The organism is Klebsiella sp. X13 (assembly GCF_003323835.1).
In the GTDB taxonomy this organism is placed as follows: domain Bacteria; phylum Pseudomonadota; class Gammaproteobacteria; order Enterobacterales; family Enterobacteriaceae; genus Klebsiella; species Klebsiella ornithinolytica.
Window position 1 is genome coordinate 26,727 of the sequence record NZ_CP030875.1, and the last position, 17,042, is coordinate 43,768.

At 35.3% G+C, this 17,042-nt stretch carries 26 protein-coding genes; 6 read left to right on the plus strand and 20 right to left on the minus strand.

Going from position 1 to position 17,042, the window contains the following annotated elements; genetic code table 11:
• Positions 1-68: 68 nt before the first annotated feature.
• On the minus strand, positions 69-434 hold the full coding sequence (locus tag DSD31_RS26005) for a hypothetical protein (protein ID WP_001569496.1): 366 nt from the start codon (positions 432-434) through the stop codon (positions 69-71).
• Positions 435-513: 79 nt separating this feature from the next.
• The gene (locus DSD31_RS26010) at positions 514-1,143 is read right to left on the minus strand and encodes a ParA family protein (RefSeq protein WP_001569497.1); all 630 of its coding nucleotides are present in this window, start codon (positions 1,141-1,143) and stop codon (positions 514-516) included.
• A 151-nt stretch (positions 1,144-1,294) separates the two neighbouring features.
• Here DSD31_RS26010 and DSD31_RS26015 point away from each other — a divergent pair, with 151 nt between their 5' ends.
• Positions 1,295-3,190, plus strand: a complete 1,896-nt coding sequence (locus DSD31_RS26015; protein WP_113991425.1) for an LPD7 domain-containing protein — start codon at positions 1,295-1,297, stop codon at positions 3,188-3,190.
• A gap of 21 nt (positions 3,191-3,211) precedes the next feature.
• Here DSD31_RS26015 and DSD31_RS26020 read toward each other — a convergent pair whose 3' ends face one another.
• From DSD31_RS26020 to DSD31_RS26040, 5 genes are all read right to left on the minus strand, one after another.
• Positions 3,212-3,859, minus strand: a complete 648-nt coding sequence (locus DSD31_RS26020; RefSeq protein ID WP_001570831.1) for a hypothetical protein — start codon at positions 3,857-3,859, stop codon at positions 3,212-3,214.
• 146 nt (positions 3,860-4,005) lie between these two features.
• On the minus strand, positions 4,006-5,187 hold the full coding sequence (locus DSD31_RS26025; RefSeq protein ID WP_113991426.1) for a DUF3800 domain-containing protein: 1,182 nt from the start codon (positions 5,185-5,187) through the stop codon (positions 4,006-4,008).
• A gap of 106 nt (positions 5,188-5,293) precedes the next feature.
• Complete coding sequence (locus DSD31_RS26030) at positions 5,294-5,587, minus strand: hypothetical protein (protein ID WP_025862245.1); 294 nt, start codon at positions 5,585-5,587, stop codon at positions 5,294-5,296.
• Between the two features lie 62 nt (positions 5,588-5,649).
• Complete coding sequence (locus DSD31_RS26035) at positions 5,650-6,216, minus strand: hypothetical protein (protein ID WP_113991427.1); 567 nt, start codon at positions 6,214-6,216, stop codon at positions 5,650-5,652.
• A 102-nt stretch (positions 6,217-6,318) separates the two neighbouring features.
• The gene (locus tag DSD31_RS26040; protein WP_227538657.1) at positions 6,319-8,535 is read right to left on the minus strand and encodes a DotA/TraY family protein; all 2,217 of its coding nucleotides are present in this window, start codon (positions 8,533-8,535) and stop codon (positions 6,319-6,321) included.
• Positions 8,536-8,705: 170 nt separating this feature from the next.
• Here DSD31_RS26040 and DSD31_RS26045 point away from each other — a divergent pair, with 170 nt between their 5' ends.
• From DSD31_RS26045 to DSD31_RS26060, 4 genes are all read left to right on the plus strand, one after another.
• Entirely contained in the window at positions 8,706-9,260 is a 555-nt protein-coding gene (locus tag DSD31_RS26045; RefSeq protein ID WP_113991428.1) for a hypothetical protein, read from the plus strand.
• Between the two features lie 11 nt (positions 9,261-9,271).
• Complete coding sequence (locus DSD31_RS26050) at positions 9,272-9,754, plus strand: hypothetical protein (RefSeq protein ID WP_104021984.1); 483 nt, start codon at positions 9,272-9,274, stop codon at positions 9,752-9,754.
• Positions 9,744-10,232, plus strand: a complete 489-nt coding sequence (locus DSD31_RS26055) for a hypothetical protein (RefSeq protein ID WP_050142471.1) — start codon at positions 9,744-9,746, stop codon at positions 10,230-10,232. The genes DSD31_RS26050 and DSD31_RS26055 overlap by 11 nt, the downstream gene beginning before the upstream one ends.
• Before the next feature lie 87 nt (positions 10,233-10,319).
• Complete coding sequence (locus DSD31_RS26060; RefSeq protein ID WP_064776706.1) at positions 10,320-10,766, plus strand: H-NS family nucleoid-associated regulatory protein; 447 nt, start codon at positions 10,320-10,322, stop codon at positions 10,764-10,766.
• A 72-nt stretch (positions 10,767-10,838) separates the two neighbouring features.
• On the opposite strand, the gene DSD31_RS26065 is transcribed toward DSD31_RS26060, so the two are convergent.
• The 9 genes from DSD31_RS26065 to DSD31_RS26090 all read right to left on the minus strand — a co-directional run bounded on the left by DSD31_RS26065 (position 10,839) and on the right by DSD31_RS26090 (position 14,246).
• Positions 10,839-11,084, minus strand: coding sequence for a hypothetical protein (locus DSD31_RS26065; protein ID WP_004150495.1), 246 nt, complete (start codon positions 11,082-11,084; stop codon positions 10,839-10,841).
• Positions 11,085-11,100: 16 nt separating this feature from the next.
• Positions 11,101-11,640: a type 4 pilus major pilin gene (locus DSD31_RS26070; RefSeq protein ID WP_113991429.1), complete on the minus strand. Its 540-nt coding sequence runs from the start codon at positions 11,638-11,640 to the stop codon at positions 11,101-11,103.
• Between the two features lie 15 nt (positions 11,641-11,655).
• Positions 11,656-12,213, minus strand: coding sequence for a type 4 pilus major pilin (locus tag DSD31_RS26075; protein ID WP_078044254.1), 558 nt, complete (start codon positions 12,211-12,213; stop codon positions 11,656-11,658).
• A 2-nt stretch (positions 12,214-12,215) separates the two neighbouring features.
• Positions 12,216-12,527, minus strand: coding sequence for a hypothetical protein (locus DSD31_RS26280; protein ID WP_162786340.1), 312 nt, complete (start codon positions 12,525-12,527; stop codon positions 12,216-12,218).
• Between the two features lies 1 nt (position 12,528).
• Positions 12,529-12,651 (minus strand): hypothetical protein, encoded by a 123-nt coding sequence (locus DSD31_RS26580; RefSeq protein WP_004150490.1) that lies wholly within the window; start codon positions 12,649-12,651, stop codon positions 12,529-12,531.
• Between the two features lie 11 nt (positions 12,652-12,662).
• On the minus strand, positions 12,663-12,956 hold the full coding sequence (locus DSD31_RS26080; RefSeq protein WP_050142475.1) for a hypothetical protein: 294 nt from the start codon (positions 12,954-12,956) through the stop codon (positions 12,663-12,665).
• Between the two features lie 234 nt (positions 12,957-13,190).
• On the minus strand, positions 13,191-13,502 hold the full coding sequence (locus DSD31_RS26285; protein WP_158699137.1) for a hypothetical protein: 312 nt from the start codon (positions 13,500-13,502) through the stop codon (positions 13,191-13,193).
• Positions 13,499-13,708, minus strand: coding sequence for a hypothetical protein (locus tag DSD31_RS26085; protein ID WP_050142480.1), 210 nt, complete (start codon positions 13,706-13,708; stop codon positions 13,499-13,501). The genes DSD31_RS26285 and DSD31_RS26085 overlap by 4 nt, the downstream gene beginning before the upstream one ends.
• Positions 13,709-13,718: 10 nt before the next feature.
• Positions 13,719-14,246: an ankyrin repeat domain-containing protein gene (locus DSD31_RS26090; RefSeq protein ID WP_113991430.1), complete on the minus strand. Its 528-nt coding sequence runs from the start codon at positions 14,244-14,246 to the stop codon at positions 13,719-13,721.
• Between the two features lie 332 nt (positions 14,247-14,578).
• Between DSD31_RS26090 and DSD31_RS26095 the strand changes: the two genes are divergently transcribed.
• Positions 14,579-15,235, plus strand: coding sequence for a hypothetical protein (locus tag DSD31_RS26095; RefSeq protein WP_050395500.1), 657 nt, complete (start codon positions 14,579-14,581; stop codon positions 15,233-15,235).
• A gap of 11 nt (positions 15,236-15,246) precedes the next feature.
• Here the strand turns inward: DSD31_RS26095 and DSD31_RS26290 are convergent, their stop codons facing one another.
• The 4 genes from DSD31_RS26290 to DSD31_RS26110 all read right to left on the minus strand — a co-directional run bounded on the left by DSD31_RS26290 (position 15,247) and on the right by DSD31_RS26110 (position 16,465).
• The gene (locus tag DSD31_RS26290; RefSeq protein WP_162197110.1) at positions 15,247-15,453 is read right to left on the minus strand and encodes a hypothetical protein; all 207 of its coding nucleotides are present in this window, start codon (positions 15,451-15,453) and stop codon (positions 15,247-15,249) included.
• On the minus strand, positions 15,404-15,679 hold the full coding sequence (locus DSD31_RS26100; protein ID WP_004150484.1) for a type II toxin-antitoxin system YafQ family toxin: 276 nt from the start codon (positions 15,677-15,679) through the stop codon (positions 15,404-15,406). Before DSD31_RS26100 ends, DSD31_RS26290 begins: the two co-directional genes overlap by 50 nt.
• Before the next feature lie 3 nt (positions 15,680-15,682).
• Positions 15,683-15,943, minus strand: a complete 261-nt coding sequence (locus tag DSD31_RS26105; RefSeq protein WP_001570852.1) for a type II toxin-antitoxin system RelB/DinJ family antitoxin — start codon at positions 15,941-15,943, stop codon at positions 15,683-15,685.
• A gap of 264 nt (positions 15,944-16,207) precedes the next feature.
• Positions 16,208-16,465, minus strand: coding sequence for a hypothetical protein (locus DSD31_RS26110; protein WP_113991409.1), 258 nt, complete (start codon positions 16,463-16,465; stop codon positions 16,208-16,210).
• Between the last annotated feature and the right edge of the window lie 577 nt (positions 16,466-17,042).

The following is a 17,042-nucleotide window of genomic DNA, read 5'->3' on the forward strand; positions in this document are numbered from 1 at the left end:
TTCAGCCCATAAATATATCCTAACCCATATTTAATTAATTACAACAGACGAAGTATTCCCTTTATCAATTATTTTTCTGAAACGATGATTTTTTTATTTTCTTTTATTAACTCATCGGCTTTCAAATCGGCAAGAGCTAAAATAACGTTGGAATAAGGTTCATCGGAAAGAGATTTAATTTTCTCTTCCAGCGCTTGAGGAATACGGATAGCTGCCATACGGAAGTTATCTTTTTCACGGGTAATCTTGAAGGTGCAACGCACGTATGGCGTGGTTCCCGGAGGAATATCACCAAGATCGATATACTCATAGTTCCAGTAGGTTTCCGCATACTGGTTAGCAAAGGCCGTTTCAAGAGAGGTTTTTTCAAACGACTCCATATCATCTAACCAACTTGCTGCTTTTTTCTTCTTTTCTACTTTCTTATCAGTCATCACAAACTTCCTCAGATTTCACCAGAATGAATATAGTCTAGTCTATACCAGTCTATACTATAATGCATGTTTTTCAGGGTCAGGCTTCACTACCACCGGATGCAAGTTGCTTAATCTTGCTACCCATAACAGATAACAGATGTTCGAACTCGGCCTGAGCATCGTTAGCTGATGGCAAACCTGATTTTGGTTCGAATACTGTTATACCCATGCCGTAAGCGCGAGGGTAGGCAACACGTTTTCTGATGAAAGGTTGTTCATAGCCATGAGCGCGTGCTTTCTCTTGGATGCGCTCTAACAGTTCGCCTTGCTCTTTGTTCTGGATCTCAACACGGTTAGGAAGCAACAGATAAGGCTTCTTCATTTCGTTCTTCAGCTCATCAATGCTTTTGAGCGTAATTGAAAAGCTGGAAGCATCGAGGATAGTCGGCACGATCACAAAGCTACCCAAAGCACCACCGCTATTCACACCGGGGCTGTGGTCAAAAATGATGTATTCAGAATCGGCTGCAGGTTTACGGCCAACGTGAAAAGGAAGCTCTTTACCGTTCTGTTTGGCATATCCGGCAAAGATAAGTGAACCGCCTTGAGGGTCAAGATCTACAAGACTTGTTTTACGTCCCTGAGCCGCAAACCATCCAGCTATCTGGATGGCTGAATTTGTTTTCCCAACACCACCCTTACGATTCCACACACTGATAGTCAACATAACACTCACCTTTTTCTAGGTTTTTCAGTTGGTTAGGCTTTCCGTCAAATTGACATTCCGCCGATATAGATTAGTATATATTAGTATAGACTATACTAGCAATGGGAAAGTTTATGACAACCAAAACAATTACTTAAAGAGAGGAAACAATATGACAGACAATACAGAAAACTTGTTCGATGAGAACGGAAATATTCAGGATGTGTTCAAGGAAAAAACAGTAGAAGAGCTGGAAGCACTCTTCCCCTCGATGGATGAAGAACCGGCTTTACCAGTAGAAGCTAACCCGGCTGATGAGCTTATCGAGAACCGCCTTGTTCTACAGGAACGTATCACCAAGATTAATGAGCTTATCGCTAACAAAGATACGCATGGCTTCAATGACGCTGTTATCAGTACGTTCAATGATGAGTTATCAGAACTGGAAGGTTCACTTAAAGAGATAAACAGCGTGTTAAGTAGTGATCCGGTGGCTGACGTTGAAACGCATAATCTCGCAAACAAGCAAACACAACTTATGGAACAGTTTGATAAAGATATAGATGATTTATACGCTTTGGATTTTAAAGACATGACTACCGAAGAGTTAGAAGAGTATTTTGAAAAGCAAAAAGCACTAAATGAACAAGAGATAAGAAATTGCGATTGGGTCATTCATAACCACTATGATTTTGATGTAAGTGATGTTATAGAGGCAACTCAAAAACGTGATCACTACATGAATAAGTTCGATATTATTTCTCAAAGAGTAAATGATGAATTGAACGTAAGGAAAGAAAACGCTGAAAATGATTTATTTAATATTTTAACGAATAATCAGTCTCCGCAAACAACTACCAAAAATGAAATAGATTATACTGATTTAGATCGTTTTACTGAACAACATCGCAACCCTAAAGATGCGGATAAACTTATTGAAGAAAGAAATAAGTTAGAAGCGACTGTAGAAAATTTCTCCAACCTAATAGAGAACAAGGATACATTAAATTTTGATGATGCTTTTATAAAATCTATCATAGAAAACAAAAATGATGCGTCTAATAAACTTGAAGAAGCGAACAAATCTATAAAAAGCATACTTAACAATAAAGATCTTCCTGATATGACACATAATGAACTTAAAGAATGGAGTGATATTAAAAGGGATGCTTACATGTTTGTTAACAGTAAAATTTCAGATGAGCTTATGACAACAGAGAATCATATTATAACTACAAGGCTTATTAATGAAAGAAATGAAAATGAAAAATGGTATAAAGAGGTAAGTGAAAAGATAAAAGAAGAAGAACTTAAAAGAGAACGTGATTATAATAGCTTTATGCAAAGCATGCATGATGAAATTGTTAAAGAAAATAGCCAAAAAGAAACGCTTACTGATGAAGATAAATTGACAAGAGAAATATACAACAATGTTGGTATTGAAGAGACAATGACTCTTAAAAAGTCTTCAAACCTTAAAAATAAACTATCTCAAACAAGAGAAAGAATAGCTACCAACAAAAAAGTCGATTATGAAGAGGAACATCAAACGCCGTGGTATAAGAAATTAGGTGATGTTGTAGATTACTTTGCTGATGGTTTAAAAGGTAGTTCCAATGCTAAACCTGTTTTTTTAAGTGAGGATAAAATCTATGATACGTTTGGTGATGAGATTGATAAAATCATAAACAGATCTAAAACACGTATTATTCACTTTAAAGATAAAACATCTGTTCTTGAAAGTGCTCAGGAAATAAGAGCTAAAGGCAAAAACTATAATACAGTATCAGAAAAAATGTCTAAACTCGCCATAGCTAAAGGCTGGAAGTCTATAACGTTTGAAGGTAGTGATGTGTTCTTGGGTGTAGCTTATGAGAAAGCAACCCGTTTAGGGCTTGTCGTAGAGCCTCAGAACGCTGAACAAGAAGAACTGTTCAAAGGTATCCATAAAGCCAAAGGTCTTGATGAGATCATGCCATTCAGCGGTATGAAGAGAGAAGAGGTTAACAATAAAGAGATTGATGTTCCAGAGGTAAGAGCCACACAAGGCCAGAGGATGAGAATGTAAAAAGGGGCTAACGCCCCCTTTTTATGCTCTGTATGAAGATCTTGATTTTTGTTCTGGTTCATCTATTTCTAATGCCGCCTCTGCTTCAAGGATCTGGATATTTGATTGCGCTGATTTTAAACCATCACTTAATGTAGGCTGATCACCGCCATATTCACCATCCCATGCTATAAAACGGAATCCCTCATCAGAATTTAAAGATTTAGATGGATTATGGTTTTTATTAGATTCTATTGAAAAGACAAGCTCACCATTACTATCACTTAATGACGCATATTCTCTATCGGTATCAATTGAAATTTCGCCATTTGATAATCTTCTATTCAAATCAGAAAGTTCAGGGTCGGTTTTTATAGTATCTTCAATTTCTTTTGCGGCAAGTTGATGTGATAAATCATCAGATAAAGCCTTGTAATCTTCCTCTGTATAGTTAGATATATCAATCTTTTTATTGCCAAGATCAAGAACTAAATCACCTGTAGTTTCATCAGAAGTGTATTTAGATGTGGATGGAGTGGATTTTATTATACTTTCAGCGTTATCATGGAACATTTGAAAATAGGTTTTATCATCATCATAATATTCTTGCTTGCTGTTATATTCTTTTGTTTGTAATGCTGCGTTATCTAAAACATCATTAATACTAACTACTTTATACTGTTTACCCATAATGATTCTCCTTTTGTTATATGGTTTATTAATTACATCATATATTCAATAAAAATCAAATTAAATTGAGATATTAAATAATAAAACAAGATTAGCGGTATAGGTAAACACAAAATAAAAGGGGCATTAAGCCCCTTCATAGTTATTTATGATTCATCCGGGTAAGTAAATGCTTTATGTTTTTCATGTTCTAAAGCTGACATAACATAATGTAATAATGTTGGGTTATTATCATGAGATTTGTTTATCAGGAGCCTTAAAAACTCCATATTTAATCTTTGCCTTTCGTTAAGGCTGTTTCTGTCATGTTTAATCTGTTCGTAGCTATGGCTATTGAGATAATCAAAATAGTGCTGCATAAAACCAGCCACAACATCACTCACCTGTACCAGCGGGTTTTGCTTGGAATCAGCGAAAGAGTAATTAAGCGTTAGATTAGGGTTGGCTTCTGCTGCCTTTTGTAGATCTGCTTCCACTACCTTCTCTATGTCAAAGATATGGTTGGAAGCCTCGAACATCTGCGCCCGGTTCTGGTAGAACATAGCAAAACCATCAACAAGGCGGTTATCGTCGTCTGCAGGCGGTTCATCTCTAATATCCATAGTGAGTGTCATATCATCTATGTTTTGGTCAGAGCAGGCCATCAGGAGCTGCAGGAGGCCATGAGCTAACCGGAGCTGGAAATCATCTTTATTGGTAGCTGTATAGAGGTTAACGCAATGGTTAGAGATCTGGCTTGATAGCCCTTGTATGAAATCCTTCTCCTTACCTTCTATGTATGGGAAGTCATAGGACTTGAGGAACTGGATGAAAGCAATCTTGTTAGCCTTAACGTAGGTGTGTAGAGCATCCTTGTTTGCCATAAGGTAGGCGTGAAACTGTTGATCACTACTATCTCTGATAAAGCCCTTCTCACGTCCATAGAGGAAACAGTCATCAATGATGTCCACGTATCCCCAATATTCCATATTGAGATGGAAGTAGTGTAGGTATAGATCACCATAGAGAAGCCACTCAAAGAACGCTGTGAGCTTCTTAGACGTGAGCATAGTCAGGAAGTCGCCTTTGGCTAAGTGTTTCAGCTTGAACTCTTTGGCGTTGGCCTGTAGCTGTATGCGCTGGCGTAAATCATCAAAGTCGGCACTCGATGAAGAACCAGTATGAGCAACACCGGCTAACACGAAGTTTACGCTGTTGTGCTTGTCTGGATCATGGTCAATGTTATAACCATCAATTTGTTTGGAAAGATATAGTTTACGAACGTTATTAGATTCATCGTAATAGAATTGATAGCTTTTGTTTTGCTGCGGGAAAGGATTCATACACATCACTTTTTTTGTGGGTTATGAACCATATATAACAATGTAGGATCTGGAAGTCTATAAACAAAAAACCCGCACAAGGCGGGCTTCTTTAAGAGAGAGAGTATTGCTATTATAAGATATTCAGATTGAATATTTTAGATATGACAGTTAAAAACGCTACCCCCGTCATTCCGAATGTTAAAAATATCAATCCTAAAGCAGGTAAACCTAAGACTGCCATGAATGGTGCAGCAGCGCTTGAATCAAGATTCTTCAATCCTTTGATTTTACTAATCGGAAGAATTACACCGAAAATAAAAGCTAAGGTCAAAGCAATCTGAAACATTAAAAGCGGTATAGCATAAAACATGTTTGCTAAAGTTTTAGTCGTTTCGATATACCATTCAGTGATTTCCCATAACATTTTAAAGCCCTCTCTCTCGTTTTGTTGATTAAATAATATCGTACAGTTTTATTGATATCAAATTATTTTTTTAAAATATTTCTACCCTTTGGGTAGAACTGAACTGGAATTTCTTTTCCATCTTTTTTTGCCATAGCAATATCATTGAAGGGATTGGGTAGAATATCTTCAAGAGATTTAAAAGTATCAAGCTTGTAATCAAAGGAGCGTATCTTGAAACAGTAAGCAAAAACAACAAAGTGAAAATACTGAGTAAACACTAAAATTGTAAGACTTAAAGAAGAAGAAACAAAAAGTAATTTAGTTCCATTACAAGCCATAAAGATGGTGATAGACATGAATAAAATAAAAAATAATAAAGACAGCCACGCCATCGACGCACAGCGTTTATACATGTAATTAAGTTTCGCCTCATTTAGATTTTTAATTTCATACCAAACATCAAAACTATTAACTTCATGTCCCGGTAAGCCTCTGGCATATCTAACTTTGTTAAATATTTTTTTTGCCAATAAAAATGGGATAAGAAATGGAATGGTAAAGAGTTTAAAAAAACCAATAATTGGAAACGCGGCTACTTTAAGACCTGTTTTTAAACCATTGGGTATGTTTATTTCATTTTTTTTCATAATGTATTTCCTTTTATAATAAGTGTGTATAATTTTATATACAAATAAAAAAATAACATGTCAATAGAAAAGCCTCTAAAAAGAGGCTTTATATATTATTTTTTATTTATTATTTTCATCTTCACCAAAGTCTTTGATATCTTGTCCACTATCACCTTTAACTACAGGCTCAGTTTTTACATCATCAAATCCCGTATTACTACCTTCGGTTGCTTTAGGATCATTACCACCCGGTGTTGTTTCTTTAGGTTCAGTTTTAGGCTTGGTAAACTGCGGAGACATCATATTAGACATCATTCCAGCACCTGCCGCTGCCGCCGCTGCGGTTTTAGCTGTTGATGATTCAGCTTGTCCTGAAACCATGCCTAACACAGAGGATGTTGCCCCACCGATCCATTTAAAAAGATTATCAGGAATAACATGCATAAGTTTTAAACACATTAACTCTACAGTTAGCATTAATGAACCATATAGTAGGAGCATAGTTAAGCCTTTATTTATGGCTAATAAGCCACCTTCAGTATTACTTCCTGCTGTAAAGAAGGTAGAATTCATCATATCGAAAAGTATAGTTGTCAAAACGAAGGAACCAGCATACCCAGCCATGTTTAATGGTGGTCTTAAACCAATGTTTAAAACAAGCATGTATCCTTGCCCTTGCTTACCTACAATACCATCTTGATCTGGTAATAACATAGCCAAAACTAAAAGTGGCGCTCCAAACATTGCTTCAAATATTAATATGTAATATCCAGCAACACAGAAGAAACCTATTATGTAAGGCATCATTGGAATTACGAACGCTAACAAATTCCCACCTAAAATAGTGTTTTTTAGTATACTATTAAAGAGTGGAGATACAAAGATTGCTGCTGTTTGTATACCATTACCAACAAACGGAATACTACCACCTGCCACAGCACCACCCGCTAAAAGTATATATGATGTTTCAGCACTAACTATCATTCTTGAACCCAAATTAACGGATACAGAAAGAGGCATTAAACTTGATGCTTTAGATGCTTCATAGTTGTTTGTCCATGATAAGTTTCCGCCTAAAGTTGATATAATCTTTTGATACCAACCATCATCACCTTTATTAGAATCTAACATAGATGAGTCTACTTTATTTGCATCACTCAAAAGTTTTTGAAGTCTTTCTAATTTTGGATATACTTCATAAAGCTGATTTCCACTACTAAAACCATAATAGTTAGCATTATCATTTTGTTGAAAATTCATTGAAGCCGTAGGATACCTGTTAACCGCTGCATTAGCTTCTGATATTGAATCAGCAATTCTTGAATAGAAAGTATAACTATAAGTCCATCCTTTCTCTGTTAGCTTATCAATTTCAGATTGTGTTAATGACTCTTTCATAACGCTTTCAGCGGAAGCTTGTATGAATTGGCTATAAGCATTAACTAAAGTATCTATAATCTTATTTAATTGTTCAGCGTTATCATTTGGCATTGATGAAAGATAACCTGCATAAGCAGTAGCTCCCTTAACCAAAGCTTCATTAGCTTTTATTTGGGCTTCTTGAACGGCTTTACTGATTTTAGTTGTATCAATCAAAGTAGAACCCGATTTTAAATCCTTGTCTATGAGTTTTAACTTAGTGCTACCGCAAAGGTCTATACCATTTCCATATGAACTGTTAGGTGCAGCGGGTAAACCGAAATTATAACCTACAACTTTGTCATTTTTAATCGGAGTTGTATCCATATAACGATAAGCAGGCCCCCATTTCGAATTTGCATTAACTTTCTTAGCATTTTCATTGTAGATATTAACACAAGCTGCTGAATATAATGTATTCATTACTACTTGTCGTATTGCTGCTTTGTTATCAACTGATATATATGTATTATCTGTGATTAGGCGTGGTGCAAGCTTATTCCAAACATCATTACCCCACTGATTACCAACTAATACTAACCACAATATAATCATGTGTAGAGCAGAATAACCATTGGAGATCGGGAAAAGTAAACCCGGAACCAAGGCTGTTCTTATAGGAACCCACATTGAAGACCATTTTTTACCTAACATCTCACCGTCATGAGCTGTTGACATTGTTCCGGCAATAAGCGTGTATGCGGCTATAATCCCACCTAACTGCATTATAATAGGCAAGTAAACATCAAGAACGGCTCCTGTGATGTTTGATTGAAACGGGTTAAACCATTTGTCTATATTGTTTCCTACAGCATCCTCACTTCCCGTCACTAAACCAAAGAGATTCAATGCATGGGCAGGTGAGGTTATGAATAAGCTTAAGAATAAGCTTAGAATAAAAAGATTTTTCTTCTTCATAACTTTCTCCATTTTGTATGTTTATTTGTTTTGTATCCTTATTATTTTTATTTGGCTTACATATAAATAAATACAACAATAATTAATATAGTCAAGATGTGTATAATATTATTGACAAATATATTTTAATTAGCTAATTAATAAATGAACAGAAAACAAAGGAGAATAAAATGAAATATTATATGCTAAAACCATTCCGAATAGGCATCTTAGAGAACGATATAACTGTTAAAGAATCAGAACAATATGTGATTATTGATATAATTAGCGGAGAGGAAATACTTTATTGTGATGATAATTGTTATTTAATTACTCCAACTTTATTGAAATCTCTTAAAGGTAGCAATCTTACAGGTGTTAATGTTGTAAAGCCTAAAAATATGAAATTTAGTATTGAACACAACATGAAACATCCTAATAAAAGTTTAAGGGAATGGTATAGACTAATACCATTTAAGTATGATAGCAGTAAGAATCAGGAAATATTTCTTGATCAATACGACAATCTAATCATAAATGAGCGCATAAAAAATATAATATATAATAAGGATATTCATAGGGTAAAGAGGGCTTTTATAACAGAATATGAGATGGATAAAGTAGTGCATCATGATGAAGAAATAATCGAGCAACCTGTTTTTAAGAAGGAAAATAAAACCACTTTTAAAGATTGGTGTGTTTTCATGTTTATTCTTATAACTATCATTTATTTGTTTTTTAAATAAGAGGCTGAAATATGAATATTGAAATCAATGATGGTATTACAGGCGAGATCTTAGTGTTAAATCAAACAACGTTTAACAATGATGTGGATACTATACAGTTAAGAATGACACCAGAGTTTTTAGCCCTTATCAAAAGACATTGTTCCGGTGCTATTGATGTGTCTATATCAGCTTTATTAGATTATGGAATCAACAAAATATTAGATGAAAACATTTCAATCTCAATACAACAAATTGAGAAAGAAATCGTAATTGAATCAGTAAAGCGTGATAGTAGCATTATTCCATTTACTACAGTTAACTATAGAGCATCAAGAAAAGACACACGCCCCGTATTCGTGAGATTGTGTAAAGATCTAAAATATAGGTTAAAAGAAATATCTCCGACTAAATATACACTTTCCGCAATTGGTATAATAAAGTATTCGATTGATACCTTGCTTAAAAACAATCAGTGCCTGATAATAAAAAGTGAGGTTGTTTATGAAAAATAAAAACATTGAATTTATGCTTAATGCTATTCTTTTTGCTAAGTTTCTTTTATATCAGGATGAGTTCACAAATGAAGAGCTTGAACGTGGTGAAGATGTTCGAAACATAAAAGAGCTTTTCGTATTTAAAGATAAAGAATGGATTAATGATATTAATACAATAAGATTAAAGGATATTAACCAAGATATTCATATATCATCAACATACATCATGTCATTAGATGGAGTGGGTTATTATGCTTACTCTGATAAATCAGAAGATGAGTTATACCAATATTTAGTTAATGACCTTTGTGATCATTACATAGCTGTAAGTGAAATGTCATTGGAAGACATAGAAGGTGCTTTAGAGGCAATTGAAGAGGATTTGTTTGATATATACAGAAGTAATCTGTCTTTAGCCAACAAAATGATTTTAGATGTTTCAAACAGATTTAAAATCAAACCAGATTTGAAAAGGCCATTACTCACCATTGTTTAAAAGGGGCTTAACAGCCCTTTTTTATTGTTCCCTGTTTTATGCTGTGCTATGTTTACCATCTAACTTAAATGTTGAAAGGGATAAAACATGAGCGCATTAGGGCAGTTTAATAACATTCGCACTATCAGAAAAGAAGCCCATGAGATGGGTCATGAAAGCTTCCTTGAGTTCGCTGAGAAGGTTCTCATCGTTAAAGGTGAAATCGAAGAAGCACAGCAGGAAGAGATCGCTAAACAGGCACTGGTAGAAGAGAAGCTGAAGGCTACTACTGAACTTCTACAGTCTGAGGGCTTTGAAGTAAGCCTTGAGGCCGTCAGAGCGCTTCTACTTGGTCAAATTGATGCACCTACCCCTACAGGCAAGGGTAAAGGTGGTAAAGGCGTTAAACGTGGTTCTGTTGAGCCAAAATATGCGTTCACTGTAGAGGGTGAAGAACAGACGTGGACAGGCCGTGGACGTATGCCGTTAGCACTGAAAGAACTGATTGAGAAGGGCGAAGAGCTGGAAAGCTTCCTGATCAAGAAAGAAGACTAAAAGCAATACCAACACCAGAGAAAAACCAAGCCCCTCGATAGGGGCTTTAATTTTGGATATTTTCACTTATAATCATTCATATTTATCATTGAAGTGTAAAACAAGGGGTTTCACATTTCCTTTTCTAATCTGTCTTAGCTGTTTTACTACTTTAAATGCCTCATACCATGCTATTATCGTTCCAGCTATAAATATATATCCCATGTTTAAATAAGAAGGGTTAATAACAGTAGCCCACAAAAGAGCACCACAACCAGCAAATACCAATGTTATATAAAACCATGCGTGTATAACTAAGACTAATTTTGTTCTATTCATAATTCATTCCTCTCTATTATTTGTCGTAAAAGTAAATTGTGACGGGTCTGCCGCCATAACCATCATCATTGTTGATACAGGCCGCTGTAAGTGTTGCCATGTTGAGATCCATACCGTTATCAGTGTTCTTCACTTCTGTAGACGCTACAATTATCTTAAAGAAGCTTGAACCAGCCTGAGTGACGAACTTGGCACAGGCATCTACAGACACGTTCTCAAACCCTATGTAAAAGCTACCGTCATAATAGGGTTCTATGAGAACGTTAGCGTTCCAGCTATCCCATATCTGGCCTTCGTCTACTAAGTCTTCCGGCACTAACTTAGCCTTGATAACGGCATCTACTGAAAGCCCGGTGTAGTTTGCTGATCCTGCGTATAGGTTTTTAATCCCTGCGTTAAGAGTTCCTAAAATCTTTATGTCATTATCTATTTTTTGTCCTGCGCTTATTTTTGGGTAAATCATGAAAACACCCACTATCAACGCTGATATAATTCCAAATACTAATAACATTTCTAATAATGAGAATCCTTTTTTTCTGTTTAATGTTTTAATCATGTTGTTAACTCCACTTTATATGATTGAAGAAAATATAATCGTAGAGTTATCTTCTGAAAAACATGCTGCTGATGTAGCTGCTATATCTATGTTTTTACCTTCCTCCAGATTTTTTACTTGCGTTGAACCATTGCCATTATAAACATCTATGATAACGAAGTTTCCTGATACTGCTGCTATGAGTTTAGAACAGTCAGAAGCCGGAACAGCGTCATAGATAATATTATACTTACCATGATTACCTGAATACTCTACTGATACATTCCCTTTCCACTCATTGATGAGTTTACCATCTTGGATCATGTTATCAGGGGCGTTCTTGGAAGCTATGAAACTATCAGTATTCAAATCCGATATTTTAGCCCTTCCACCATAAAGCGATTTAACACCTGCTTGGATAGCTGTTAAGTTTCTGCTTTCTCTATCGAGTCTTTGTGAAGCCTGAACTTTTGGAAATATCATAAATGCTGCTACTATCAATGCTGCTATAACACCTAACACCAATAATAACTCTAATAATGAAAATCCTTTCTTGCTCTTTCTGTCTTTTAATAATCTAAAACTATTTATCATAATCATTCTCCTTTGTTGTTTTGTTTGATGGTTTTACCATCATAGATACTGCCATCTTTTTTAAATATAAACGTAATAAACAAACCCATAAGAAATACAACACCTCCAACTCCTGTAATTACAGTCATCTTAGCAATTACGTCTGTATTGAAATCGAAACCCAAAAAACCACCAAATAAAACACTGAAAGAACCATATGTAATCATCCATATTCCTAATCTCATTATTATCATTGAGAATTCTCTAAGTTTTTTTCCGTTTTCACTATCAGAGTCATAAAGACTTCTAAATAAACTATTTATTTTATCCGCCATGTTAACCTCTACTTGTTTGATTGTTATTTTCTATCTGTTTGTAAATGATACCGCCATCATTCAAAAACTCTTTTATAAACTCAGCCCATGTTTCAGCTTCCTTTTCTCTTGTCTCTGTTCCCATAACTACCTCCTTTAAATATTCCAGTGTATATCTGCCTTAAAATTCTCTGCTGGCTCGCTCACATAGGCTTTAAACGCTATAACAGCTATGGCCTGATTGATGTAGCCGGATAACCTATATGCTGCCTTAATCTGATTGAAACCGTGTTTAACGCCATCAGGAATGATTTTGCGTCTACCTAAGCGTTCTATCAGTGCTAAGATGCTTTCTGCCCTCTCTCCTTCAATTAACGCCGCTTTTGCTATAAACTCATTACCATTATGTAAACCTAACTTCTTTAACTCTCTTGTTATGTCTTTTTTCATTTTTTTTCTCCGTTTTCTTTCGGCACTCCAACTATTAAAAACAGAAGAGGCAATGTAAATATAAACCATGATCCTAACATCCCCCTACATCACCTTTACTGGCTGCTGAATCATTACTCATCAATCCTAAAATAAATATCATGGTAAGTAATATGTAAGTTATCATTATTCCCGTTTTGATATAGCTCTTAATTCTTTCAGGAATCTTAAAACCTATAGTTTTTAACCTTTTTCTCATTGAATACTCCTTTTATTATCTGATCTTCTTAATCTTTTTCTATCACACTTCGCTTTGCTTACATCTTCATTGTTAGACTCTAAATCAAGCCATAGATATAATATGTGTAGGAGCTTAAAAACTAATATAGCTATATTTGATACCGCAAATAAATAACCTGCTGGTATTAACGGTGCTAATGCATAAACTATCCAACTATGATTACTTATAAACACATCACCAAATAATCCAGCGATACCATAAGCTAAAGCCATCATGCTAAATCCAATCATAATATATATTAAATTTGCCTTTATTACGTTCATCATAATTTACCTCTAATATTTTGATTAGTTCCAAACTCATTTGATATTTCATTCCTGTATGCGACTATCGTTAATAGTCCAACCACAACAGAAGCTATCCAGTAGCTAAGAGTGTTTTCAACCTTCAACATGCTTAGAAAACCAATAACAGCACATATATTAAAAATCATCATTCCTACTATATTGAAAACAAACTTAGCTTTTTTCATTTCTTGCTCCTTATGCTGCGTATCTTTTTTGTTCTTTATGACTTATTTCTATCCCGGCATCCATTAAAACACTCATCATGTTTTTGTCATTTAATAAGTGAGCGTAATATAAAGCGGTATGACCAAGTTTAGATTTATTGTTTATGTTTATACCTGATTTGATTAACATCCTTGCCTTAGACGTATCAGCCGTGTATAGCGCATTCATGTTATTGTTGTTTACAGCGTTAATGTCAGCGCCTTTATTCAATAACAACCATGTGCTGTTAAAATCACTAAAGAACAATGCTGTATTACCGAAGTTATCCTTTTTGTTTACGTCTATACCAGCTTTTATTAAAAGTTCAGCTATTTCAAAGCTTGCCCCGAACAAAGCTGTTTTACCATTTTCATCTGTAGTGTTTATTTCAGAAGTTCCAGCAAAGTGAATGTAAGACTTAACAGTTTCAACGTCATTAGAAAATAGCATTCTGTTTCTGCTTGATACTATACCTCTGTTTCTTATACTCTGTATTTTTGTATTTAAAGTGTTTTTCATAATGTTTATTCCTTATATTTAAATGTTTATAGTTAAGTTATATTCGATTTTAAATATAAGTCAATCTATATTGAGAAAATAAATTAAAATAAATTTGACTTTTATTTATATTAATTGGATATTGATTAAGAGAGTTAAGTATATTAACTGTTCATTCATAATGTTTCTGTTTATTTGTTTTCGGTTAGTGTTATTAAAGCGTCCTTCGGGGCGCTTTTCTTTTATATATACTCCGTTCGTCGGAACATAAACAAAAAGTATAATATATATTTGATTTTTACTTTATATTAAAGTATCTATTAACTATAACCAAACAAAAAAAGGAAAACATTATGAATATATTTAATAGCTTTAAAACAATCAAAGAAAAAATACACGTTAAATACTTCAAGAACAAAGAGGGGGTCGAGTTATATTTAATATTAGCATTAATAGCTGCCGCTTTGTTTGCATCTCGATTTCCAAGTCAAACAGATGAAGTGAACATAAATCCTACAGTAAAAATAGAACAGCCTTTAGTTGTTTCTTACCCTGACATAAACGAAAACAACTATAAAGAAAAACTTGAAACCTATCTTGAAGATTTCTACCCTACATTAGATAAAATAAAAGATGTGAATCTCAAAAAAGGCTTAGAACAATCTAATAATGAATATCTAAAAATCTATACCGATATAGAATCATTAAGGATGAAAAGACTTTCTTGCAATAATTTATTTAAAACAAAAAACGTCATTATATGTTCTCATGCTTATGATGGAATCGATAGTGAACTTTCTCTAAAAGTTCAGGAATGGGTTAATCATAGAATAGACCTCGCTAAAGAATGGTATTTAATAGATAGAAATGAAAAGTTTGATATTAACTACGTTGTTATAAGAGGCGATTTTAAAGGATACTATCTTGGTGTTAAGAGTGAACCTGAACCAAAAATGTTTTCAACATTAACAGGTTTAATTGGAAGTATGGTTGAAAAGTTATACGAATAAAAAAAGCCCCATTAAGGGGCTTTAGTTTTTCCATCTGATTTAGTCTTATCAGGTTTAGGGAGTCTGGTTATCCGGGAAGGTTTCAATTCACCTTTTGAGATTTTTACGGCTTCCTCTGCTGATTTCAACAACTCTTCAAAGAACTTGCTCATAATGATTACCGATCCATCAAAACAGGTCTGAATGTGTTCCGGTTCGCTCAAAGCGTAGGACTTCATCAGTTATCTTGTAGATGAGTAGCCAGTCCGGTTCTATGTGAGCATCCCTATAGCCTTTGTAGTTCCCCTGTAGAGGGTGATCTTTGTAGACTTGAGGCAATGGCAAGGCATCATTGATTAACAGCGTCATAAGGGCTTTAAGCTTGCTCATGTCTTTATGACGTTTCTGAGCCTTCTTCACATCTTTCTGAAACTGGCCTGAGTATTCAATCGTCCTTGTGGTCATCTATCAGATACCAAGCTGATTAAACAGATCATCAGCATCTTTAGCTGTATGAACGTCTACGCCTTTCTCACTGTTAGCGATGGTATTAGCAGTAAGCTCGTTAGGAACACGCATATCGAACGGCAGAGCCTTTTCTTTGGCTACCTTAGTCAGAGTGATACGAACCAGATCGGAAACGGTTAAGCCCATTCCGGCAAGCACTACTGCAGCTTCATTTTTCAGTGTTTCATCTATACGAGCACGAACAAATGCATTTGCGGCCATGTTGGAAACCTCCTTTTGGTTAATGGTTATACTGTAGCTCATGTGAGCAACAAAAACAAGTAGTATATACTGATATAGACTATACTCTCTGTGTTGAAATCTGGCGTAGAACTAAGGTAATCAGGCACATCAGGGAGAAAGTAGAAGTATAACCAAAAGGCGAGTTTTACCTTATGCCGGAGCTGGAACCATAATGGCAGACCAGAAGATAACAGAGTATAGATTAGTATAATATAGTCTATACTCTTTGTTTTTGTCAGGGCGTTAGCCCTTCAGCACCTTCCCGGCCTTTACCAGTTCCTTTAGCTGTTGTTCTGAAAGGATGGCATCATGAGGAAGGGCAGAGTAGATGTTTCCAACTTTCCAGTTTCCCGGCTGTTCTGTTGGTTTCAGGATCACAACTGGTTCAGAGTCTTGCCCCTTCTCATAAATCCAGATTGCTCCAGTAAGGGTTTCATCTTCCATCTCAAAATCAGCTACTTCAACGTCGAAGTGTTTAGACAGTAGGGTAATCAGTTTCATGCTCGATGCTTCCTGTTATCGTTGGATTGATAATATTGTAGCTCAAATGAACCACAACTAGCAATTACAATATAGACTATACTAATCTATACTACTGTTAATTTGAGATCAGGTATCAAATAGGGTATGGGTTACTATGGGATTTAGGTTGATACCCATAAACCCAAACCAACAAAACCCAAAACCCTTAATTGCTTCCAACACCGCCATTAGCTACACTGTTCTACCTCGATCCTGTCCACCATACAAAGCTGTCCACCCTGCTAATTGGACTACTGGACAAGCAAATGGACAGTTTTAAACCCTAATTAGCTGTTGTCCACTGGACAGAACAACGTGTCCACTATACCAAATGGACAGATTGCAAGAGATAAAGCCTTATATATCAAGGCTTTACGGCTGGTGTCCACTTTGTCCAGTCTGTCCACCCACTACCAGACACACATACTGGACAGCCAAAAAATATAGCTGTCCACTTTGTCCAGCCTGTCCACCCACATAAAAATAACCAACCGGATCATATATGGATCGCTAATATGGGTTATGGGTTGGCGATATGGGTTGGGTTCTATACTCC